At 41.8% G+C, this 23,555-nt stretch carries 16 protein-coding genes; 6 read left to right on the forward strand and 10 right to left on the reverse strand.

Going from position 1 to position 23,555, the window contains the following annotated elements; genetic code table 11:
- Positions 1 to 240 precede the first annotated feature (240 nt).
- Entirely contained in the window at positions 241 to 1,770 is a 1,530-nt protein-coding gene (locus M595_RS12990; protein ID WP_023066749.1) for a hypothetical protein, read from the forward strand.
- 39 nt (positions 1,771 to 1,809) lie between these two features.
- On the opposite strand, the gene M595_RS12995 is transcribed toward M595_RS12990, so the two are convergent.
- Positions 1,810 to 8,841: a DUF4347 domain-containing protein gene (locus tag M595_RS12995; protein WP_023066729.1), complete on the reverse strand. Its 7,032-nt coding sequence runs from the start codon at positions 8,839 to 8,841 to the stop codon at positions 1,810 to 1,812.
- A gap of 674 nt (positions 8,842 to 9,515) precedes the next feature.
- Between M595_RS12995 and M595_RS13000 the strand changes: the two genes are divergently transcribed.
- Positions 9,516 to 10,988: an MBOAT family O-acyltransferase gene (locus M595_RS13000; RefSeq protein WP_023066741.1), complete on the forward strand. Its 1,473-nt coding sequence runs from the start codon at positions 9,516 to 9,518 to the stop codon at positions 10,986 to 10,988.
- 55 nt (positions 10,989 to 11,043) lie between these two features.
- On the opposite strand, the gene M595_RS13005 is transcribed toward M595_RS13000, so the two are convergent.
- Positions 11,044 to 12,303, reverse strand: a complete 1,260-nt coding sequence (locus M595_RS13005; RefSeq protein WP_023066742.1) for an SUMF1/EgtB/PvdO family nonheme iron enzyme — start codon at positions 12,301 to 12,303, stop codon at positions 11,044 to 11,046.
- Entirely contained in the window at positions 12,278 to 13,069 is a 792-nt protein-coding gene (gene egtC, locus M595_RS13010; protein ID WP_023066724.1) for an ergothioneine biosynthesis protein EgtC, read from the reverse strand. The genes M595_RS13005 and egtC overlap by 26 nt, the downstream gene beginning before the upstream one ends.
- Positions 13,070 to 13,245: 176 nt before the next feature.
- On the opposite strand from egtC, the gene M595_RS13015 reads away from it, so the two are divergent.
- A complete protein-coding gene (locus M595_RS13015) occupies positions 13,246 to 14,898 on the forward strand; it encodes a SpoIID/LytB domain-containing protein (RefSeq protein ID WP_083492818.1) in 1,653 nt (550 codons plus the stop codon).
- Positions 14,899 to 15,151: 253 nt separating this feature from the next.
- On the opposite strand, the gene M595_RS13020 is transcribed toward M595_RS13015, so the two are convergent.
- Together M595_RS13020 and M595_RS13025 are read right to left on the reverse strand one after the other, a co-directional pair.
- Positions 15,152 to 15,445, reverse strand: coding sequence for a ferredoxin (locus M595_RS13020; RefSeq protein WP_023066739.1), 294 nt, complete (start codon positions 15,443 to 15,445; stop codon positions 15,152 to 15,154).
- A 149-nt stretch (positions 15,446 to 15,594) separates the two neighbouring features.
- Positions 15,595 to 15,888: a 2Fe-2S iron-sulfur cluster-binding protein gene (locus tag M595_RS13025; RefSeq protein ID WP_040484059.1), complete on the reverse strand. Its 294-nt coding sequence runs from the start codon at positions 15,886 to 15,888 to the stop codon at positions 15,595 to 15,597.
- Positions 15,889 to 16,401: 513 nt separating this feature from the next.
- Between M595_RS13025 and M595_RS13030 the strand changes: the two genes are divergently transcribed.
- Together M595_RS13030 and M595_RS13035 are read left to right on the forward strand one after the other, a co-directional pair.
- A complete protein-coding gene (locus M595_RS13030; RefSeq protein ID WP_023066719.1) occupies positions 16,402 to 17,241 on the forward strand; it encodes a YwiC-like family protein in 840 nt (279 codons plus the stop codon).
- Positions 17,242 to 17,339: 98 nt separating this feature from the next.
- Complete coding sequence (locus tag M595_RS13035) at positions 17,340 to 18,368, forward strand: Gfo/Idh/MocA family protein (RefSeq protein ID WP_040484060.1); 1,029 nt, start codon at positions 17,340 to 17,342, stop codon at positions 18,366 to 18,368.
- A 34-nt stretch (positions 18,369 to 18,402) separates the two neighbouring features.
- Here M595_RS13035 and M595_RS31555 read toward each other — a convergent pair whose 3' ends face one another.
- The 4 genes from M595_RS31555 to M595_RS13050 form a co-directional block, all read right to left on the reverse strand.
- On the reverse strand, positions 18,403 to 18,567 hold the full coding sequence (locus M595_RS31555) for a hypothetical protein (protein ID WP_023066744.1): 165 nt from the start codon (positions 18,565 to 18,567) through the stop codon (positions 18,403 to 18,405).
- 227 nt (positions 18,568 to 18,794) lie between these two features.
- Entirely contained in the window at positions 18,795 to 19,502 is a 708-nt protein-coding gene (locus M595_RS13040) for an HAD family hydrolase (protein WP_023066713.1), read from the reverse strand.
- Positions 19,503 to 19,605: 103 nt separating this feature from the next.
- Positions 19,606 to 20,499, reverse strand: coding sequence for a class I SAM-dependent methyltransferase (locus tag M595_RS13045; RefSeq protein WP_023066737.1), 894 nt, complete (start codon positions 20,497 to 20,499; stop codon positions 19,606 to 19,608).
- 186 nt (positions 20,500 to 20,685) lie between these two features.
- Positions 20,686 to 21,183, reverse strand: a complete 498-nt coding sequence (locus M595_RS13050; protein ID WP_023066703.1) for an SLOG cluster 4 domain-containing protein — start codon at positions 21,181 to 21,183, stop codon at positions 20,686 to 20,688.
- 127 nt (positions 21,184 to 21,310) lie between these two features.
- On the opposite strand from M595_RS13050, the gene M595_RS13055 reads away from it, so the two are divergent.
- Positions 21,311 to 22,390, forward strand: coding sequence for a DUF389 domain-containing protein (locus M595_RS13055; RefSeq protein WP_023066750.1), 1,080 nt, complete (start codon positions 21,311 to 21,313; stop codon positions 22,388 to 22,390).
- A gap of 32 nt (positions 22,391 to 22,422) precedes the next feature.
- On the opposite strand, the gene M595_RS13060 is transcribed toward M595_RS13055, so the two are convergent.
- Entirely contained in the window at positions 22,423 to 23,307 is an 885-nt protein-coding gene (locus M595_RS13060) for a 4-hydroxybenzoate solanesyltransferase (protein WP_023066698.1), read from the reverse strand.
- Between the last annotated feature and the right edge of the window lie 248 nt (positions 23,308 to 23,555).

A 23,555-nucleotide genomic window follows, 5' to 3' on the forward strand; every position in this document is an offset into this window, starting at 1 on the left:
CTTAACCTGAACTTTCAAGCCTACCAATGTCGCTCTATCTGTCAAGGTCAAGCCTAACGGTGCTACGCAACCTTGACATCTATCGCTTGCCATTGGTGTCTTGAGTTTGTCAGGTTAAGGGGGAAGGTGTGTTTTAAGATCACAAGTGAAAGTACAGAGAATTTCGAGAAGAAACTTTGGCAGTCAGAAACGATCACGGTAGACTGGATGTAATTTGTGTTGCTGTTCTTCGTTAAAGCTATGCCCGGAGCCGATCTTCCCCCCAACATCAATCCATCTGATCCTACCCCTCCAACAGATTCTCATTCTTTAGAGGCTAATGAGAGTTCCGTTGATGGGACTCACTCACCAGACGAAGAATGGGAAACCGTTAATTTACCGAATGCCATCAGTGTCGATCAGCTTCCCATTACTGACGAAAACAACATCTCAGAAGTCGTCGAGGAAAAGTTGGCTTTTGAGGACGTCGAAGTTCAACCGGGTGAAAGCGAAAATCCATCTGAGTTAATCCAAGCCTTACATGAGTGTAATCGGGATTTGATTAATCGAGTCACAGAACTTGAAATTGAACTAGATGAATGTCGAAAAGCATTACACAATCAAGATAGTCTATTCAATCAACGGGTTCAAGAACTTGCAGTTGCTCAAGATCAGGTGACTCGGTTATTTGGGAAGCTAGAACTGTCTAATCAAGTCATTCGCCGTCAACAAGTCTTAGTTGAAACCCTCACCCAACAATGGGAAACCAGCCAAACCCGCATGGCTCAGATGGAACGGGAATGTGCTTTGGCTCAACAGCGCTATAATGAACAATTCCATGAGTTGGTAGAAGCTCAAAATGCTTGTCGAGAATTGCGATCGCGTTTACACCGTCAGCAACGTCATACCCTTCAGTTTAAAGCGGCTTTAGAACGATGTTTAGAGATGCAACCGCGACAACAGTCGCACGATCAACAGAGTCAACCTCATAAAACCTATTTAGATTTACCCAAAATTGAACAGACTAGCCCCGGAGAAGATCCTCGAGAGTCTTTAGTATTAGACCTTGACTCCCCTCCAATGGGGGTTTCGAGATCTCAACCCGTTCAACCCTGGTCAGCCGAATTGACAGACGATAATGATAGTGTAGAACGCCTCGATGAAATTGTCAGGCAAGAACAACACTCCGATTATTTTGACGAGGAACTGGTCGATGAATGGTTAGAATTAGATGAACCAATCCCTCCTAATTTACAAAACACTCCAGAGGATTTCTCCCAACAAGATTATTGGAGAGAAAATCAACAGAGTTTAGCCGCTTCTCAACTCTCAGAACTCCCCAATTTAGGGGAATTAGAAAACTATTGGTATCCAGATGATTCGGGACAGACACCTTTAACGTCAAATCCCTTTATGGAAACCCCTGAATCTGAGTCTGAACCCGTTGAACCGACTCCTGTACAATCTTCTCCTCGATTTATCGAAGATGAGTTGGATCGGATTCGGATGGAATATGCGTCCTCGACTATACCCAGTTTTGAGTTAGATACCGGGAAGTCAGGGTTTATTCCTTCTCCTCATCAACAAGTTGATCAATTACATCGAGGTTCGCAACAACAACAGAGGGTTTCATCTGCATCTGAGGCTTCTAATTGGCCGGCACCGTTAATTCAATCGACTCGTCAGAAAAAATTGCGATCGCTGGCTTCGATTGAACTTCCGAGATTTCCACAATCTGCCCCTGCCGAACAAGGGGTGATGGCTTATAACAGTGAGGGCGAACCATTTTGATGTTTTTGAGGGGCGCGGTCGTTTGCGCCCTTTGTCGGCTTAAATGAGGATGTCTGAAGGCAAAATTGCGGCTGCATCGACATTAACTAAAGTCGCGATGATTTCACTGTTGAGGGTAATGACGGTGTTATCACCCTCGGCGTTAATCTGCAATGAAGAAAGGGTTAAACCTTCTGCCAAGACTAGATTATCCTGACCGACTTGAAAATCAGTAATCACATCCTCACCCGAGTTAAATTCTAGGACAAAATAGTTATTTCCTTCGCCGCCTGTCAGGGTATCATTACCGTTACCGCCCACTAAGCTGTCATTTCCCATTTCTCCCAACAGTAAATCATCGCCGCTACATCCTTTTAACAGGTCATCGTCTTTACCGCCATGTAGGGTATCGTTATCATCTCCTCCACAGAGAGTATCTTGACCTTCATCACCGAATAACAGGTCATTCCCAACGCCACCAGAGAGTTTATCCTGTTGACCATTGGCGCCAACTGAGGGAGAATTACCATCATCGATTTGATCACCTCGTAGAGTATCATTACCTTCCCCTCCACAAAGACTATCATTGCCAATATCGCCGAACATCATATCATTTCCGGCTTCACCCCATAGCCAATCATTCTGTTTACCGCCATGAACCGTATCGTCACCAACTCCGGCTACTAAGGTATCGTTGGCTTCGTTACCGTCCATGAAGTCATTTCCTTCACCCCCAAATAGCCAGTCTTCTCCGAAAGTATCGCGTGTGGGGTCATCTGGGAGGTTATTGGTTCCCCCAAGAATGGTATCATTCCCCATATCCCCAAGAATGGTATCATTACCCTGTTCACCCATTACCCAGTCATCATCTTTACCCCCAAAAGCTTCGTCATCGTCTTTCCCACTGTGAAGGGTATCTTGACCCAAACTTCCGACTAACCAATCATTATTTTCATCACCAAACAGAATATCTTGGTCGCCGCTATCCCCAATGGCTTCTAAACCGCTAGGCCCACCAATTAGGGTATCTTTACCGAGTTCACCGTATAAGGTATCATTTTCGGTGGAACTGAAGACTAAATCATCACCCAAACCTGTATAGATGAGATTATTTCCTTCTCCTGAAACCAGGGTATCGTTCCCCGCCAAAGCGGTAATCACATCATCGTTAACAGTCCCCACTAACAGGTCAGCTTCATTGGTAGCGTTTAAATTGCTAGCTGTTACTTCTGGGGGAGTCGGGAGAATTTTTTCACCCAGTTGAGGGGGTTCAGGACACTGACAACATTCGGTGTCGATAGTCCCTTGGGCGTTAACGCTAATCGTAACAGTAGCAATATTGGATAAGTTGCCATCTTGGTCTTGAACAGTGTAGGAAAAACTATCGGAACCAATGTATTCAGAATTGGGGGTATAAGTCAGAGTACCGTTTTGGTTATTAACGACTGTACCTTGATTGGGTTCGGTGACAACCACAACACTACCGGGGTTTAAGAGGCTATCATCTTTGTCATTTTCAAGAACATCAATAACAACACTTTGATCTTGGGGCGTATTGGGTGTATCATCGACGGCAACGGGAGATTGATTATCAACGGGAATGGTTGGAACAGGAACGAAAGGAACAGAGGGGATGGGCGGTGTATCCACATCTCGGAAGTCGGGGATACCATCGTTGTCTGTATCGGGAAGGGGAGGAGTTCCGCTATTGCCAAAACCCCCATCATTATTGTCAACAGCATTAGGAATACCATCACTGTCGGTATCTTCTGCATCTAAGCGACCATCACCGTCTGGGTCAGTTAAACCGACTTCGATAATATCGTTAGTTCCATCGTTGTCACTGTCGAGGTCTAAATAGTCTGGGCTTCCATCGTTGTCGGTGTCGGGCGTCGGAGTTCCGCCACTATTACCAAAACCGCTATCATTATTATCAACAATATCGGGAATACCATCACTATCAGTATCCTCTCCCCCAATAACCCCATCGCCGTCGGGGTCAGGTGAACCGCCTTCGATGATGTCGTTTATTCCGTCGTTGTCGCTATCGAGGTCACGGAAGTCGGGGACGTTATCACTATCGGTATCGGGGGGAATATTGGCTGTTCCTCCGTTGTCTGGGTCAACGCTATCGGCTAACCCATCTCCGTCCGTATCGGTATCGGTCCCATCTATCAAGCCATCGTTGTCGGCGTCTGTTCCTCCCGCTTCAATAACATCGTTTATTCCGTCGTTGTCGCTGTCGAGGTCTTGAAAGTCGGAGGTATTATCGCTATCGGTATCAACGGGAGTGTCGGGTTGACCGTCGCCGTTGTAGTCCACTTGACCGGAGTCGGGGGGGTTTTCGAGGCGATCTGCAAAACCATTATTGCCAAAATCGTTAGTGGGGTCAATAACGCCATTCCCATCGGTATCGAGTTGGCTAGCTTGGTCGAGAGGAAGTCCGCTTTCGTAAAGGTCGGGAATACCATCGTTATCGCTGTCGAGGTCAAGAACATTGGGAATATTGTCACCGTCTTTGTCTCCCTCGCCTTCATCAATATCGAGAACACCGTCGTTATCATCGTCTAAGTCGTTAATATCGGGAACACCATCCCCATCACTATCAACATTAGGGTTAACAACGGTAATATCAACCTTACCCGCAACCGTATTCACCCCATCGTTAACATCGTAGCTAAACTCACCCAAGTCATCGCTACCGTTGTAGTTGTCGGGGGCGTTGTAAACCAGTTCGGCGAGTTCTGCGGGTGTTAGACTATCGCCAATATTAACAATTGTTCCGTCTGCTTTGGTAATGCTTCCGAGTGTGGGTATCGAAGAAATGGTAATGGTTAAATTGTCATTTTCGGGGTCAGTTGGGGCGCTGAGTCCGAGGTTGTTATTGTCGCTGGTGACATCAACTCGAATACTATTACTCGCAACCGTTGGGGGTTGGTTGATGGGTTGGGTTGGTGTTTCAAAACCACCGTCGCCATCGGGAAGGGTATCAATACTATCGGGAACCCCATCCCCATCGGTATCTGTGGGGTCATCAATTTGACCATCTCCGTTAACATCGGGGGTTCCTTCTCCGGTTGGAAGTCCGGCTTCTACTCGGTCGGGAGTTCCATCGTTATCGCTGTCAATTTCTTGATAGTCGGGAGTTCCGTCTGCATCCGCATCGGGTAAGGGGTCGTTGTTGGCGTCGCTAAACCCGTCGTTATCATCAATGACATCAAGAATACCATCCCCATCGCTATCGGAACCGTCAATAATACCGTTCCCATCTGTATCCACAACGGCGGGGTCTTGTCCGCCTTCGATCAGGTCGGAAATACCGTCGTTATCGCTATCGAGGTCGCGGAAGTCTGCAACACCATCATTATCAATATCGGGAATAGCAACCGCAGTCCCCCCGTTATCGGGGTCAACCGCATCTGCTAACCCATCCCCATCTGTATCAATATTCGCCCCATCTATTAACCCATCGCCGTCGGTATCTGTTCCCCCCGCTTCAGTAACATCGGGAATACCATCGTTATCGCTGTCGAGGTCTTGGAAGTCGGGAACCCCGTCTTGGTCGGTGTCAATGGGGTCATCGGGTTGACCGTCGCCGTTGAGGTCGAGTTGACCGGAGTCTGGGGTCGTTTCTAGACTATCAATAACGCCGTTTTCACCAAAGTTGTTGCTGGGGTCGATAATACCGTCGCCATCGGTATCGAGTTGGTTAATTTGGTCGGGGGTAAGTCCGCTTTCGTTGAGGTCGGGAACCCCATCGTTATCGCTATCGAGGTCGAGACTGTCTGGGATACCGTCTCCGTCTGTGTCGCCGTCGCCTTCGTTGCTATCGAAAATTCCGTCGTTATCATCATCGAGGTCGTTAATATCAGGAATTCCATCCCCATCGGTATCCGTATCGGGACTAATAATGTCAATATTGACAGTACCGGGAACGGTATTAACCCCATCGCTGACATTATAAGTAAAGCTTCCTAATTCATCGGTACCGTTGTAGTTTTCTGGGGTGTCATAAAGCAGTCCTGCGAGTTCTTCGGGAGTAAGTATATCGCCAATACTAACAGGTGTTCCATCTGCTTTGGTAACGGTTCCTAAGTTGGGTAAAGTGGTAACAGTTATCGTGAGATTATCATTCTCAGGGTCAGTGGGGGCGGTTATTCCTAACTCGTTATCTTGGCTATTATTGTTGAACTGAACACTATTGTCAGAAACAGTTGGGGGATTGTTTGTAGTCGTTCCTATACTAATATTAACGGTTCCAGGAGTCTCAGCATAGCTATTTCCATCAAACCCATTCCAGCCAAAACTCGTATCTCCGTTAAAGTTTTCGTCCGGTGTAAAGACTAGATTTCCTAACTGAGTTACATCTATTTCATCATCAAGACTAACTGGATTATCATTCAGAGTTAGGGTGCCATTTTCTGGGAGTGAGGTGATTTGAATTTTCGTTAGACTATCACCATCTATGTCAGTAAATTGACTGGTAAAGTCATCCGCAGTAAATAGAATAGTATTGTCTTCTAGTCCGGTTTTACTGAGATCATTAACGGTGGGAACATCATTATCACTGTTAATACTAATATTAACGGTTCCAGGAGTCTCAGCGTAGCTATTTCCATCAAACCCATTCCAGCCAAAACTGGTGTCTCCGTTAAAGTTTTCATCTGGTGTAAAGACTAGATTTTCTAACTGCGTTACATCTATTTCATCATCAAGACTAACCGGATTTCCATTTAGAGTTAGGGTTCCATTTTCTGGGGGTGAAGTGATTTTAATTTTCGTCAGACTATCACCATCTATGTCAGTAAATTGACTGGTAAAGTCATCCGCAGTAAATAGAATATTATTGTCTTCTGTTCCGGTTTTACTAATACTGCTAACGGTTGGAGTATTGTTAGTTGTAATATTAACAGTAATAGAACCACTTCCTGCTAAAGCCAATGGATTAGATGTACCTTGAACACCTGTATTTCCATCATTAATGGTATAATCAATCTGAATAGAAGTCGCAGAAGTTGCACCGTTATTTGAATAAGTAATTTGTTGGAGAACTTGATTAACTAAATCTCCTGTTGCACTAGCATTAAAAGTTAGGGTTAAAGTTCCATTACTATTCGTAGTAACGGTTCCAACTGTAACCCCATTAACAACAAGATTTCCTCCTTCTGTTAAAGCGTCTAACGTTCCACTATTGCTAAATACATCTTCAGCGTTTGCTCCGCCATTTCGTTGTAAAGTGAGAGTAGCTCCATTATAGTTAGTATTATCAAGTTCAGGGTCAATAATCGTTGCATCAGCATCCAGAACGATAGCACCTCCGCCTATACTAAAAGTAGGAGTTCCATCAAGTCCGTTGAAACTGGGCGCATCATTAACCGGGACAATATTAATCGTAGTTGTTCCAGTATTTCCTTTGTAGTTAGCAACATCAGTTAGAAATACCTGTACTTTTCTAGGTTCAGTATCTGGTGTATCGCTAGTATTATTAAACTGAATTGCTTCTAAAGCTAATTCCCAATTTTCTGGAGTAATATCAGCCGCTGCACTTAAGGTTAGAACAAGATTACCTGAAGCATCTGTAGTTGGATCTGATGTGATTCCTGTTGGTAAGCTTCCAACAATAAAATTATCACCATCTTTTGTATTTGTTAGAGTAATTGTTGCGGTTCTAATTTGGTTAGGTGTATCAAAATCTTTAATAATTATATCTGCGGTTTCATCTGTTGGATTATTCGGTTCTACAATACCAATACCACCGCTATCTTCAGTAAAAGTTGTTTCGTAATTTGGACTACCTATGTTTGAACTATTATCACCATCCAAGTCAATTAAGGGAATAACATAAGGTGATCGCTGACCTGGGTCAGACATCCCATCATTGAGAGTTGTTATCTCAGTAGTTGTGATTTCTTCTACTGTTGGAGAGGGACTCGCATAAGCATCGATACGGAATAGTTTACCCTCATTATTACTACTCACGTACAAGCGACCATCAACATCTGTCCATCCTGCACCATAGGTATTAGCAGGTGTAGGTAATCCTGTGATCGGCTTTGAAGTCAGTATTTTTGTGTCAAGATTCCAAATATAAAGTCTGTTATTTTCTACGCCATAGAGAGCATTACCTGCATCAACCCCAGTTAAAACCTGACTTTTTTCAGAAGAAATATAAACCAGGTCAGAAACAAATTCAGGATTTGTAAAAGTACCTGATTTTGTAAATGTAACGGTTTGATTTGTGTTAGTATCGAGGTCAACCTTGACAAGCTCTAGTCCGGTCTTTTTGAGTCGAACCCATAAGTCATTGTTAGTAAAATCTACATCACCTGCATTGTAATCTTGACCTGTGCTACCACTCGGCAAAGTTATACTGGTCTGCTCAATTTCTCCATTAGAACCGACACGAATAACTTTATCTTTAATTGTTCCTTGAGTTCCAACTCCATAGATATAAAGATTATTATTTGTATCTTTTCCAAAGCCAGCACCATTATAAAATGATTGTACTGGCCCTATATCCTCATATTGACCTGTCAACGGGTTTAAGAGTTTGAGTTGACCTGAAATAACTTGATAAAAATTAGGTTCTTCTGCAAAAGGAGTCGGCTCAAGAACGTGATTCCATTGAGTTTTAACTCTAGAATCAAACGGTAAAAAAACATCAAAATCATAAGTTTTAATGTTTAATTTCCAATTTCCTCCTAACGTAAAATGACCAATTTTATGAGTAGATGCAGCAATTTCTGCACCTGTAATTTGATGTAATTTATCAATAAATTCAACACCTGCGTCGACCGCAGCAACGTTACACCCATAAATTAAAATTGATGCAACTGACCAAATTTTAAGCTGACCTGTATAATATTCGAGAGTATCTAGACTTAGCTGACTATTACCTAGATACAAACATCCTGGCGAACCGTGAGCAACAATATTAACTTCTGAATAGTTTTCTTTTGCTAGATATTGAGTAATTTGTTGAATTCCATCTGCTTCTGAATTGATTATTTTAACGGTGGTATTGTCAGTAACAGCTTGAACTAAATATTGATAATCTTGAACGTTAGAGTCAATAAAAACAATACTTTTCATGAATTTTAATGATTGAGATGCACACAGAGTATAAGCTTTATAAGAAACTGAATCAGCAGCTTTATTTGATAGATACACGGTAGATACTCCTAAAGTTTTAAGCAGTTTTTGTTAAATCAATGAAATTTTTTTAGCAATCAATTCTAGAGTTTATTGTCAACTCTAAAACTGAATGTTAAATAACTGTAGATGTCGTTTTTTTTAAGATGAATGAATTGATTGCTCTTACAACCAACGCCTGAAAATAGAATCCCTGATTATAGTTAAGGTGAAGTTAAAGAAAAAGTCCGACAGAGAACTTTGTCCTTGATCAACTTCCCTATATTTCAATCTAGCATTTTAACTTAAATGTGTCCTGAGTGAATTTGCAGAATTCTAATCGTATAATTTTTTTCAGATTTATCCGTAAATTTACGCAGTTTGAGTCATTTTTGAGAAAAAGTTAATTTTTATATCACTTTTTACAAGGATGATAGGATTGAAGTTGTGTGTACTTTATCGGCTTTCAGGTGATGAGTGACTGACCACTGCGGAAATTGACTAGAACCCCTCGTTACAAATCTTACCGTCGGACAAGCTCAAACCTAGTTAACAATTGTGATCAGAGAAATTTAAACGATTCTTAAAAGATGATAGAAATATATTCTACCCCTAAAGTTAACAAAAATTAACCCATGACCTTTATCTCAGTTACCTACGCTTTATTTTTACTCATTTTGTTTGGAGTTTACTGGATTGTTCCTTGGCAATCTTGGCGACTGCTGACTTTATTGGTGGCGAGTCTGATTTTTTATGCAACTTTACAAATTCAATATATTCCATTACTACTCCTGTGTATTCTGTTTAATTTTGGCTTGGCGTTAGCTATCGGTGAACCCCTAGATTGGCGAATTGCAAATGAAGCTTGGAATAGTCGGCGTTTAATTTTGCTCTGGATTGGTATTATTTTTAATATATTTTTACTGTTGGGTTTTAAGTATTTGCCGTTTATTTTTAATACTGTGGGAGATACATTAAAGCTTCCCTTATTTCTTGATCGTGCGACTTGGCTAGATAATAATCTGATTGCACCTTTAGGATTAAGTTTTTTCTGTTTTGAAATTATTGCTTATTTAATTGATGTTTATCGAGGCGCACCCGCAGCCAATTCTTTTCTAACGTTTACTTCTTATAAATTATTTTTCCCTAAACTGATATCGGGGCCAATTACTCGGTATCATCATCTCGAACATCAACTCAAAAATCTCAAGTTTCCCGTTCCTGAACAAATAGCTGATGGACTGTGGTTAATTGCCAGAGGGGCTGTAAAAAAAGGTTTGTTTGCGGATAGAATAGGAATTTTAGTTGACTTAAGTTTTAGTAGTTTAGAACGGGCGGGAAGTGGAGATTTATGGTTAGCAACGTTTGCGTATGGACTCCAACTTTATCTCGATTTTAGTGGTTATATTGATTTAGCGAGAGGAAGTGCATTACTACTGGGATTAAGTCTCCCTGAAAACTTTGATGCACCTTATTTTACGACGAGTATTGCTGATTTTTGGCGACGTTGGCATATGACGTTAGGGGATTGGTTACGGAATTATTTATACTTTCCATTGGGAGGGTCTAGAGTCGGATTAATTCACACTTGTCTCAATCTATTCATTGTGATGTTAATCGCTGGAATTTGGCATGGCGCAGCTTGGGGTTTTATTGTTTGGGGAATTTTACATGGTATGGCTTTAGTCATTCATCGTTTGACAGATACCTTATCAAAACAGTTTTCTATTCAAAACCTTTGGAAAACGTTTCCTGGTATTATTTTCGCTTGGTTTTTAACTCAATTAATGGTCTTTTTTGCGTGGATATTTTTCCGACTTCCCAATTTAAAAGATTCAGAGTTTGTCATTAAAAATCTATGGAATCATCCTGCCGATGTACAGTTTGCCCATAAAGTTTATGTAGAATCATTGGGTTTAGAACGTATTAATGTTGTTTTTTTATTAGTTTCGGTTTTTGTTTTAATGGGGTTGTCTACTCTATTTAATCGAGGCTTGAGATTACAGTTAAGCTGGCCGATAAAATTGGTATTAGCCCCGATTTTTTTTCTAGCAGTTTGGTTACTGGCACCGGAGGGCGTTTTACCTTACATTTATTTTGATTTTTAAAAACATAAACAACAATTAGGACGCAAGCCTTGCGCCCCTAAAAATTGATTTTTGATTAAAATTCACCCTGACTTACACAGCGAAAACCTGCTAATATTTCTCGAACTCCCGGATGATACCAATTGCGAAAACTACATCGCATTGCCCAAGGACGAGTTGCCCAACTTCCTCCTTTTAAAACCCGATGTTGGTGATCAAAATAACTCTGAGAATATCCAACATAAGGATAATGTTGAAATTTTGAATATCCCGCAAACCAACTATCTGTCCACTCCCAAACATTCCCTAATAAATCACGCACTCCGTAAGCACTTTCTCCGTGAGAATAAGTATTTACAGAAGTTGTTCCTTGTTGCATTCTTTCGCCATCATTACAATTACATCGGTTAGAATTTGGGAGTTCTTCTCCCCAAGGATAAGTCTGTTTACTTTGAGTTTCTTCATCCCAACTGGCGGCTTTTTCCCATTCTGCTTCTGTGGGTAAACGTTTTCCGACAAAGTTACAATATGCTTCGGCTTCGTACCAACTAACTCCACAAACAGGATGATCATCAAAGATCGGATCATCTAACCAATATAACGGTTTAGAAACTGGATTTTGTTGTAACCATTGCCATCCTAGAGTTGACCAAAATTCGCGGTTTTGATATCCTCCAACTTGGATAAATATGCGATATTGACCACAGGTAACAGGATAACGATCAATCCAATAGGTGTCTAAAGAACGACGATGTAAAGGTTTTTCATTATCCATCGCTTCAACTGAGTTATTCCCCATCTCAAACTCACCTGCGGGAATTTTTAAGACTTGGGGAGAATAAGAGATTTTAGAAGCAGAATGATAAATTTGTTGTTGATTTTTTGAATTTTTTAGACGATGTAACTGCAAAACAAAAGCAATGGTTTCGCTGTGTTGGCTTTCGTGCTGTAAAATAAACCGCCACAACCGTTCTTGTTCTTCAATCGGTGCATGATCGAGATAACGCCAAACTTCACTCCGTATTGCTTCTAAATAACAATTAATTGTCGAGATAGACGGTAATTGAATCCGCTCATTTTTCGGCAAACCATCAGCCTGAAATAGTTGATGAAATTCGGGAAATAAAGGTTGCAAATCCGCACAATGTTCAAGTAGCCAATACGCTTCTGTGTAGCCAATATGTCCAAAATGCCAACCAATCGGACTAAAATCAGGATGAGGTTGAGCGCAAAAAGCAGTTTCATCGACATCTTCAAACTGTTTTAAAGTAATCAGACGACAGCGATGTAAGGCATAATGGAGACTATCTTTAGCCGAGTTTTTCGATGTTGACACTAAGGTTTTCTCCCACACTAATAATGCTTTGTTCAGGACAAGAATGCCAATTCCCCGGAAACAAAGGTTCAGAAGCAATAATCACAGATTCGGGGAATTTTGGATCATTTTGCAGCCAATATAAACTCGGTGGAATCCCTGCAATTGAAAATCGAGAAGCCACCATTTGCTGCCCGTCACAGAGTATCACATTTACCAATGCTTTGACATCTGCTAATTCGGCGAGTTCTTTGATGATCATTAATGTTGTCTGTAATGCCGTTGTCAGTGTCGGTTGAGTGGCGGAAGTCAGTTCATTAATAAGTAACCCAAAAATATGTTCTGAGTCAGTTGTTCCTTCAATATTCTGGTAAACTGAATCTCGCAGACGGTTGCGAATGAGTCGATAGAGACTGGTGCGAAATTGTTTGATATAACCATTGTGAACAAATAGCAAGCGTTCAAACTGAAATGGTTGACAGTTGCTTAAATTAACCGATTGACCTGGAGTTGCACTACGAACATAAGCTAAAATTCGCCCGGACTCAACATAACGATTAAGACTATCAAGGTTGAGATCGCTCCAAGCCGGTAAAATATTTTTGTAGGTAAACGGATCAGTGTGTTGAGTGGCATGATACCACCCTAATCCAAAGCCATCGGCATTCAGTAAAGCTTCTTCCATTTCACGAGGTTGATAGCTTTGAACAATCAAAGAATGGGGCGGATCGGATAAAATTTTCTTGAGAGGAATTGTAGAGCCAACATAGCCAAGTAAACGACACATAAGGTTGTCAAAACTTTCAAAGCTTCTATTTTACCAGCCCTCTTACTCAACTTCTCGATTTTGATCGAGTTGTGGGTAATAAAATTGAATAACGGCAAGGGAGTATGTCAAAATGCTTGATGGTTGCCTGCGATCGCTTTCATACTAACGTTCAGATCCCACTGGAATTGACTTTAATGATTATTCCAACCTCAAGCTTTACATCATCTCATCGAGTCCATCCACACCGCTTATCATTGTCTCGGTTTACTTTGTTCTCTTTATCTCAGGTGATCGTTTCCATCTGTATTTTGTTCGGAGTGACATCGGTTCGGGCGAATGCTGAAGATGAGTTTAACCCGACATTGGAAGTCGGAGTTGTTCAGCAGTTTGGTAAAAAACCGACGGACACCCTGATTCTTAAGGCTAAACCCGACGATCATCTCATTTTGCGGTTTCAGTCGCCAGAGGGCGAGAAAGTTCTCCATACCCTCAGCGTTGTTCTCAAAATGGAAATGCAGCCTCTACCGGAACCGTTTGTCGATGAACGGATTATTCTCAGTAGTCATCGCAGCTATGAAACCGCCGATGAGGAAGCCCAAAAATGGCGGGAAATGGGGATTGAAGTTGAACTGGCTCAACCCGATTTATGGCAAGTTTGGGCGAAACGTAGCGTTTATAATACGCCTTTATTGCGACGGTGGTTGCTCGAAAGTCTCAAAGCCCAAGGACATCAGAAGGTTCGTTTAGAAACTCAAGTTCTCAAACAGCAGCGAATTCCCTATTGGGTGTTGGGTGGCTATCGCTACAACCGCCATGAACTTCAAGTGAGTGCGAGTCAGGATATGATTGAGGTTCACAAAAGTAGCAAAGATCCGACACCGATGACTTATGGGGGAAGTCTGGAACTTCAGCCCGATGCTTATGGAACCCATTCATTGGTGAATCATGTTCCCCTAGAAACCTATCTACGAGGTGTGGTTCCTCACGAAATGGGAGCTTGGCCCCCAGATGCTTCGATTGAGGCTCAAGCGATTTTATCGAGAACTTACGCATTGCGAAATTTACGACGCTTTGAAGCCGATAACTACGAAATCTGTGCAAATACCGATTGTCAGGTTTATAAAGGACTGACTGAAGTTTACCCGTCTACAGATCGAGCGATTGCGGTGACTGAGGGATTGGTACTGACTTATAACAATGAGTTAGCTGATGCGGTTTATTTTTCGTCGAGTGGGGGAGTGACTGCCAATTTCCACGATATTTGGAATGGGCCAGAACGTTCTTACCTGCGTTCGGTTGTTGATTCACCCGGTCAAGTTTGGGATTTATCTGCAAATAGTTTAGCCTCGGAACAGAATTTTCGACGGTTTATGAGTTTGCAAAAAGGGTTTAATGAGGAGGGTTGGGTTGATTTTCGCTGGCGAGAAGCAACCAGTTTAAAGGCGATGACGGCTCATCTTAAGTATTATTTGGAACGCAAATATAATATTAAACCGGATTTCAAGACGATTAAACAAGTCAAGGTCACACAGCGATCGCCTTCTGGACGGGTTCTACAAATGGAAGTTCAAACCGATAAAGAAACGATCAAAATTGAAAAGGATGAAATTCAAAATGCCTTCTGGCCGCCGATCAGTACCTTATTCTATGTTGATCCGATTTACGATCAAGATAAAAAACTTGATGGTTATGTCTTTGTTGGGGGCGGGTTTGGTCATGGGGTGGGTTTAAGCCAAACTGGATCGTACAAACTCTCTGAGTTAGGCTGGTCGAGCGAACGAATTCTCAAATTTTATTTTCCGGGGACTGAACTTAAACGTCTGAGTGAATCGATTATTTTTTGGTAACCATTACAGATGATTGAGAAGCACACAAGAGTAATTAGGGACTAGGTTAGAATAAAACAGAGTTAAACATCAGATTTGGAAATCTTCTCAACTATCCGTCGAGTTGATTGAAATCTAACCTAGTCCCCTAGTCTAGCTCCTTCTGTGGGGAGATAGAGGGCAGGTTTTTTGTAACTATCTATGGGATCTCAGTGACCAGTTATGGCTGTAACTGGTTGCTATTTGCTGTTTTCTGATAATTCCCATATCCCGCCTACATATTATCTTCTTGGTGAGTGGTAATCGTGCAGTCTGAAGTCGGATAAGCAACGCAAGTCAGAACTATTCCGGCTTCGATTTGATCATCATCTAAGAAAGACTGATCCGATTGGTCAACAGTACCGGATTCTACCTTGCCTGCACAAGTTGAACAAGCACCCGCACGGCAAGAAAAGGGCAAATCTAAGCCGATTTCTTCTGCGTGGTCGAGAATATAAACATCATCTGGACAATCAATGGTTTCTGTTTGCCCTTCCGGCATTTTCAGTGTGACTTTATAGCTTGCCATGTTACTTTCCTTTTTAAATGTGAATGAGAGTTTAGGTCCAGTCTCACACCAAAACCCAGCGATCATTGGTCTTGATACTTGGAGTGGAGACTTTTGTCTGATCTAGATATTCTCACAATTAGTGAGCAACCTCTAGATTTGTAATAGATTTAGTACAGCGCTTCTTCCTGGTGAGTGGTGATCGTGCAGTCAGAACTCGGATAAGCAACACAAGTCAGAACATATCCGGCTTCAATCTGGTCATCATCTAAGAAAGACTGATCCGATTGGTCAACGGTACCCGATTCCATCTTACCCGCACAGGTCGAACAAGCGCCCGCACGACAAGAAAAAGGCAGTTCTAAGCCCTGTTCTTCGGCTGCATCCAAAATATAGACGTCATCGGCACACTCCATAGTTTGTTCTCCGTCGGGAGTGATCAGTTTTACGTTATAGCTTGCCATGTGATTTTCCTCTTTGAGGTTGAACATGAAGAAAGTATAAGGTTGGCTTATACAACTACTAGCTGATGATTAGCCCTAGTGGTTGTACTTCATACTTTCTTTATCTTCTGATATTAAGGGAAAAAACCGACCTTGTACAACGAATTTTGACGATAGTTTGAATGGTTTTTATTATAAATTTTTCTAATTACATCCTAATTGCTTATACCTGACCCTCCAAAAACCAAAGTTATACCACTTCTCTAACGGCTTAAAGATTCATCCAGAGTGGGTTTTGACACAAAGTTGACTGACCGATTTACTCTTTTGTCCTCATTGACTATTTTTTCAATCCCGTTGTTTTTGCTAAATATACTCAAGTGAAAACACTTGCTAATGATAAGAACTACTAATAATTTTCGATAAATACCTAAACTTAGCTTAATTTTCCGTAGAAATAGATACTTTATTATAAATAATCTTCTTTTATTATTGATAATAAGTTGCAATAAGTAAGTTGCTTACCCTCAAACCATGACAGTATCAACCCTTGAATCGACTTCCGTTCACCAGCAAAAACGAGTTCGACCCAACTTACAAGCCTGGTATCGCCCTACTGTATCTCCAGAACAAGGCATTTTGTTAATTTTATTGGGATCAGTCGTCACCGGATCAGCTTTAGCCCAACACTGGACAAGTTCAACCACTCTAGCCCTAATCTGTACCTTTTTTGCTCTACAAGCCGAATATCCCCTGATTCTACAAATTAAGCAACGACGCAGTTGGAAGCCCCGCTTTTTAGTCTGGACTGGAATCTATGGAATCATTGCCCTGTCTATTGCTTTCACCCTCTACCTTCAGACTCCTGAGTTACTGTGGATTTACCTCAGCGCTGCGCTCGCCCTTCTCGTTGACGCCACCTACGTCTATTACCAGAAACAAAAATCGATTTTCAATGAACTCAATGGCTTTGCCGCGATTTGTTTAGCAGCACCTCTGGCTTATTGCGCCACCACCGGACATCTATCCCTCAATGCAGTCGCCCTGTGGATACTCAATACCCTGTTTTTCGGGAGTGCAGTCTTCACCTTCAAACTGCGAAAAAAGAAGACTTGTTCGCTCAAAGCCGGAACCATTTATCATACTGTGGCGAGCATCATCATTATCATACTCTGCGGGTTAAACAGTCTATCTCTGGTTACAGCCTCTTGTTTTGCGGTTGCCGTGTTAAAGTTTATTCTGGTCTGCTGGCGGTTTGAATGGTATCGCACGACTAAATTTCATCATGTTGCACTCTTTGAAACCCGATGCGCTTTGATGTATATTGCGATCGCAGCGATTAGTGTTCTTCCGGCTCATTTACCCCCGTCGTGATTTGTATCAAGTCTTCAGAAGGCAAAATCTCCCCATCTATCGAAAATCCCAACAAAGCGAGACAATAAAACTGCGGAAGATAGAACAACAATTTTTTTATGGTGCCCAATGATCTCTCATCTTATACTCCCAGTACAACTCCAATTCGAGTGGGTATTGTCGGAACGGGATACGCCGCTCAAACCCGAGCAGAAACGTTAAAATCAGATTGGCGATCGCAACTGGTGACGCTCACAGGTCATACTTCGGATAAAACCAAAGCCATCTGTCAACGGTTTAATGTAGAAGCCTCTGCAAGTTGGGAAGAACTCGTCAAACGTGAAGATGTAGACTTAGTGGTGATTTCCACAATTAACCGGGATCACGGCAAAATTGTCCGAGCGGCTTTGGAAAATCATAAACACGTCATTGTTGAATATCCCCTAAGTTTAGATCCGACTGAAGCCCAAGACCTGATCGCTCTGGCCCAACAGCAAAACAAAATGCTACACGTCGAACATATTGAACTGTTGGGAGGGCTGCATAATACCATTAAAAAATCAATAAGCGATATTGGTCAAGTGTTTTATGCTCGTTATATTACGATCAGCCCTAAACATCCTGCTCCTGATAAATGGACTTACCAACACTCGCTGTTTGGGTTTCCCTTTTCTGGGGCGCTTTCTCGCTTAAATCGTTTAACAGATTTGTTTGGTTTAGTGCAAACGGTTCACTGTCAAAGCCGCTTTTGGAATCAGCCCGCAAAGGAAAAAACTGATTATTATCAAGCGTGTTTGTGTACCGCTCAACTTCAGTTTCAGAATGGAGTTTCGGCTGAAGCGGTTTATGGTAAAGGGGAAGCATTTTGGCAATCTGAAAATACATTTACCCTGTATGGTGAGAATGGAACCTTAGTTTTTACCCCAAAGCAAGGTCAACTGATTCAAGGGGAGAGTTCACAAACGATAGAAGTAGAGAGTCGTCGGGGACTATTTGCTAAGGATACTCAAATTGTGTTGGAGCATCTATTACATCATACTCCCCTTTACGTGACGGCTTCTGAGAGTGCTTATACCCTAAAAGTTGCGGATGCGGCTAAACAATCAGCCCCAACGGGTAAAGTTGTGGGGATAGAAAGTTTGAATTGAGATGAGTAGAATAATTGTCAAATTACGGTAGGGATTAAAAAGCGAGTTTGATGGCATTGACAACTAATGAGACTTTGGGAGCTGTATTAAGAACTTGAGTGAGTTGATTGTAATGTTTGATGAGTAGAATGTTGCTGGTTGCTCGAACTTGTGCGATGTAGTAAAGTGGTGGAAAAGATACTGATTTCCCAGGTGGCATGATAACAAGTGTCTCCGATGTGATGAATGTCTAGGATCTAACCTAATCGGAAAACATCAGAGAAAAATTCAAATTATGCCACTGTATTGATTGGTTTTTGGGGGGTATGACGGCCAGCAATTCAAGCTTTGAGTCAGGCGATAATGACTCACCTCTGTTGAATATTTATTGAGGCAGAGGAGTGAGTTTAGGAGACAGATTGGAAATTGTCATAATAGATCACGGGTTTAGGCAACTTCTAACTCATAACTGTGTTGAACTCTCTCTAGCTCTAGATCACAAAAGTGATCAACAGACCAATTGGCTATCCGTTGGAGCATATGTAATGGATAGGTATGAGCCACGCCAACAACTGCAATTTTTGCGTCTTGAGCAGCATGAATTCCGGGTAATGTATCTTCGATCGCTAAACATTCAGACGGATGTAAGTGAAGTTCGGGGTATTGTTGATTGAGGCGTTCAATAGCTAATAAGTAACCTTCGGGATCGGGTTTACTGGTGGTAATATCATCTCCAGCAACAATCACCGAAAAATATTCGGCAATATTTGCCCGATTTAAGATTAATTCTATTTCTGATCGTAGCGCTCCGCTAACAACCGCCATTTTTAATTCAGCCGCGTGAATTTTGCAAACAAACTCTTGAACTCCTGAATAAATCGGTAATTCTTCTAAAGCTTCCATTTGTTGACAATAAGCTTTAGTTTTGCGCTGAATAAGCTGTTCAAGATACTCATCAGTTACAACTCGTCCTCGATGAGTTAGTAATTCTCTCAAACCAATGCGATCGCTACGTCCCAAACAAAATTGTTTAAAGTCTTCAGGTTTAACCCGTAAGTTTTCTTCAATCAGCAACTGTTCAATTAGTCGCTCATGAAGGGGTTCATCATTAATAATAATACCGTTGAAGTCAAATAAAATTGCTTTGAGAGTCATATAAAGTGGGATCTAGAAATTCACAGCAGATTACCGTTGGAGTGAGAAAAAAGGAAAAATCCTTAATTTCTCACCTGAACTACAAAGTTACTTTAATCTGGAATTAGGCGGGTGCTGGTCGTCCAGCAGAACTATCAATTTCGGGTTTATTGTAACTTACCTGAGTCTGAGAACGGGTAGATGTTGAGGTATTTTTAACAATAGGTTTAATTCCCTGGCTAATTTGATGAACCCACCACCAGTCATCGGTTTGGACTTGAGCAAATCCGGCTTGAGTCATCCAAGCATTAAGACTTGCCGCAGCATAAGCTTTAATGTAAGGCTCCTCAAAAATCTCTGTCAACCATTCGGTCTGGCGTAATGTTTGCTGATTTCCATCTAAAACAATCATTTCCCCTCCGGCTTGTAATAGCCGAAAACTTTCCTGAGTAATGGTTTGAGCGACGTCTGGCGGGGTTTCGTGGAACAACAGAGACGCACTGACGAGATCAAAAGACGCATCGGGGAAGCCTGTCTCCTCAGCGTTGGCGTGGTGGAACTGAATTTTTAATCCGGCTTTTTTGGCTTTGAGTTCAGCAACGACTAACATATAAGGGGATAAATCTACACCGATCACCTCCGCTTCGGGAAAGGCTTGCTTCAAGCGTAATGTTGTTGAACCCGTACCACATCCTAAGTCTAAAATTCGTCGGGGTTTGACTCGAATTCGATCAATTAATCCTTGTCGAACAATCGGTTCTGCCGGAGGTAAAACGTATTGGGTGATGGGATCATAGGAAACAGGGGCTTCTGAGTTGAGATATCCGCCTTTAATCCCGTGGAAATTTTGAGAATGGTAATAGTCTGGATAGGTTAAACGAGGGTTGGTGAGGCGAGTGCTTTCTTCCTCCCAATTGATGCTATGTTTAAACTGTTTTAGGGCTTCAGGATCAACAAGAACGTTTTCAAAAAGGGGAACGAGAAACTGTTGAAAAATTGTATCTTGACGAACTGACATGGGAATGAGTTTGAAGTTACGTTAATAATGATTGGCTGTAGTTTCCTAAGTTAACCGATTTTGGCGATTAGTGCTTTGGGAGGATGAGTGAGATTGTGGAGTCAATCAGAGGGTGAATCACAGGATTTAGGTGAAAACCTTCTATTGATTTGGAGATCCGTTATTTCTTGACCATTTCACAGATCATCAAGATTGTGAGGAGAGACAATCAATCACAGTCTCAATTGCTTCAGTCGGGGTTTCTACTCGATAAACTTGATCGGGAGATAAGCTTTGGAAAAAGACTTGACTGTCTGGATTTTGATTGAGCAGAATGACTGTTTTATGCTCTTTAATGGCTAGGGCAATTTCTGAAGCTGTTCCCGCTCCCATTCCGCAGCCAATCACAATATCACTAGAGAGAATATTAATCATATTTCGAGCATTTCCTAAATTGGTAAAAATGGCAATATCAACGGCTTCAGACATTCCCGAGGAATTCGATCCCGGTAAAATTCCGAGGGTTAAACCCTGGGCTGATTTTGCGCCTTGACTGGCGGCTTCCATCACACCCAGATTTCGCCCTCCAGTCAAAAGAGTCCATCCGTTTTGAGCAATAAGTTGACCGAGTTGATAGGCATTTTTTAGATCTAAAGATGTTGCACTGTTACCTGGCCCCATGACACCAATAATGATTTTTTTCATTGTCAAATAAATATCGATTATTCTTTAGAAAGTTGGAAATAATCTCAGAACTGAGAAAATATCCTTTATTCTATTTGTATCTTCTTATTTTGTCTTTTTCACCTCTCCTGTTACCCTTGCTAAAATTATGGCTAAAATATTTACGGCTAAAATATTTAAAACTAACATCTCTGCACCTGCCATTATCCAAATGCGTCAAGACTTAATGGCAGACTCGGAACTGAATTTTAACTTCATGGTTTTGGTTCTTACCTCTTGTTTAATCGCCACATTTGGATTACTAAGTAACAGTACGGGTGTGATTATTGGGGCGATGTTAGTTGCACCTTTAATGTTACCCCTGAGAGGACTTGCTTTTGGGGCTTTAGAGGGTGATCCGGATTTATTTCGTCGCAGTTTTTTCTCTTTAATTGCAGCAACTGGATTCGCTCTTTGTTTATCCATTTTTTTGGGACGTGTAACGGGGTTTCAAAACTTTGGAAGTGAGGTGATCGCTCGAACTCAACCGACTCTAATTGACTTAGGTGTTGCGATTGTTGCTGGAGGATTAAGTGGTTTTTCTAAGGTACGACAAGGAATTAATGATGCGGTAGCCGGAACTGCAATTGCGGTTGCTTTAATGCCTCCTTTATGTGTAATTGGATTGACATTATCTCAAGGGCTTTGGAATGAAAGTTATGGTGCTTTTTTGCTGTATTTTACCAACCTTTTAGGGATTACTCTAGCCTGTATGATTGTGTTTATTATGGCAGGCTATACTCGAGTTAATGTCGCTTTAGGCTGGGCAATTTTGTTAACGGGACTCCTATTTTTTCCGTTAGGCTTAAGTTTGATTCGATTAATCATTCAAGGTCAAGTAGAATATAATCTCACCCGAATGTTCAAAAAAAATACACTCACTGGTCAACGAGTCGAACTACTAGAAACAGATATGCTGTGGACGCGAAAGCCCGTCTCTGTTTATCTAAAAGTCCGCTCAAAAGAACCCATTACTCCCAAACAAGTCCGTTTAGTTCAAGAGTTTTTGGGTGAAAAAATGAGACGAAATTTTGAACTGATTGTGCTTGTAGATGCGATTACAGAAGTGAGAGCCGAAGAAGCTCCACTCTATATGCAGAAGCCTGAGAAAAAAGATAAAGTCACCAAAAAAATGAGGACTCAAGATCTCAAGAAAGTTCGCATTTTTAAGCGGAAAGCCAAACCTTAAGATTTGGAAACATACTTGAAATTGACGCGACTCTAAAATAAGGTTCCACTGATCATTCCGGCTAATAAAATGAAACCCACCCAGACATTCTGACGAAAGATTTCACCATACACTGGTTTGGGAATTTCGGGTTGTTTTAATTGACGATAGTGTTGAAACCAAATTGCGACAGCGATCGCCAAACTCAGCCCATATTCCCAATGTAATTTCATCTCAATTCCCAATGCAGCCAATAAGCCCACCGTCGCTAAAAAGAAAAAACCCACCGCATTAGCCGCTTGATCTCCAAAAAATAACGCACTCGAATTAACCCCCATGCGTTTGTCATCTTCGCGATCGCTCATCGCATAAACCGTATCAAACCCCAAAGTCCACACCACAGTCGCCCCCCACAGTAACCAAGTTGCAGGTTCTAAACGCGCAACCGCCGCAGTCCAACTAATTAAAACCGCAAAACCCCAAGCGATAGATAAGACTAATTGGGGAACCGGAAAAAACCGCTTGGCGAGGGGATAGCAAATGATCACAGGAACGGCAGCGACACACAGCCAAAAACTCAAAGAATTGAGGTAAAAGGCCAATCCAGCCGCACAAGCAAAGGCAACAAAAGCGACAACAATACCCGTTTTTACTGTTAACGCACGGGACGCCAGGGGACGGCTGCGAGTTCGTTCAACTTCAGGATCAATATCGCGATCCCATAAATCATTCACCACACATCCGGCGGCGCTGGTGGCAACAGTTCCAAAGATAATCACCAAAACTAAAACCCAAGGGGGTGTAGCGTCAGAGGCCAAAAACACCGCCCAAAGTGCCGGAATCATTAAAATTAGGCGTCCTGCGGGCTTATCCCATCTTAATAATCGAATAATCTGGATTAATGTTGATTCGGGTTGTGGTTCGGGTTGAATCAGCATTGGAATGACTTTGAATTTATACTTAGTTTTCAGCTTTTATTCTATAGTTTCTCGCTAAGGCTGTCATCGATAACCCATAATTGAGTGTTAATTGCAATGAATCGAGTGTGTTGAGTCGCCTTGATCCAATCTCTAAAAATTTCCGTTGCAATTGAGTCAGTGAGTCACGAATTGAGATGCAGTCTTTGATTAAAAACTCTGATCAGATTTGAGTGATCCTCTCTATTGATTAAAAACGGGTTTTCGTT

It is taken from the genome of Lyngbya aestuarii BL J, assembly GCF_000478195.2.
GTDB lineage: Bacteria > Cyanobacteriota > Cyanobacteriia > Cyanobacteriales > Microcoleaceae > Capilliphycus > Capilliphycus aestuarii.

Excerpts from the sequence above, each read along its gene's own strand:
- M595_RS12990 (WP_023066749.1), top strand. The coding sequence starts at position 241 with ATGCCCGGAGCCGATCTTCCCCCCAACATCAATCCATCTGATCCTACC.
- M595_RS12995 (WP_023066729.1), bottom strand. The coding sequence starts at position 8,841 with ATGAAAAGTATTGTTTTTATTGACTCTAACGTTCAAGATTATCAATAT.
- M595_RS13000 (WP_023066741.1), top strand. The coding sequence starts at position 9,516 with ATGACCTTTATCTCAGTTACCTACGCTTTATTTTTACTCATTTTGTTT.
- egtC (WP_023066724.1), bottom strand. The coding sequence starts at position 13,069 with ATGTGTCGTTTACTTGGCTATGTTGGCTCTACAATTCCTCTCAAGAAA.
- M595_RS13015 (WP_083492818.1), top strand. The coding sequence starts at position 13,246 with ATGATTATTCCAACCTCAAGCTTTACATCATCTCATCGAGTCCATCCA.
- M595_RS13020 (WP_023066739.1), bottom strand. The coding sequence starts at position 15,445 with ATGGCAAGCTATAAAGTCACACTGAAAATGCCGGAAGGGCAAACAGAA.
- M595_RS13025 (WP_040484059.1), bottom strand. The coding sequence starts at position 15,888 with ATGGCAAGCTATAACGTAAAACTGATCACTCCCGACGGAGAACAAACT.
- M595_RS13030 (WP_023066719.1), top strand. The coding sequence starts at position 16,402 with ATGACAGTATCAACCCTTGAATCGACTTCCGTTCACCAGCAAAAACGA.
- M595_RS13035 (WP_040484060.1), top strand. The coding sequence starts at position 17,340 with ATGGTGCCCAATGATCTCTCATCTTATACTCCCAGTACAACTCCAATT.
- M595_RS31555 (WP_023066744.1), bottom strand. The coding sequence starts at position 18,567 with ATGCCACCTGGGAAATCAGTATCTTTTCCACCACTTTACTACATCGCA.
- M595_RS13040 (WP_023066713.1), bottom strand. The coding sequence starts at position 19,502 with ATGACTCTCAAAGCAATTTTATTTGACTTCAACGGTATTATTATTAAT.
- M595_RS13045 (WP_023066737.1), bottom strand. The coding sequence starts at position 20,499 with ATGTCAGTTCGTCAAGATACAATTTTTCAACAGTTTCTCGTTCCCCTT.
- M595_RS13050 (WP_023066703.1), bottom strand. The coding sequence starts at position 21,183 with ATGAAAAAAATCATTATTGGTGTCATGGGGCCAGGTAACAGTGCAACA.
- M595_RS13055 (WP_023066750.1), top strand. The coding sequence starts at position 21,311 with ATGGCTAAAATATTTACGGCTAAAATATTTAAAACTAACATCTCTGCA.
- M595_RS13060 (WP_023066698.1), bottom strand. The coding sequence starts at position 23,307 with ATGCTGATTCAACCCGAACCACAACCCGAATCAACATTAATCCAGATT.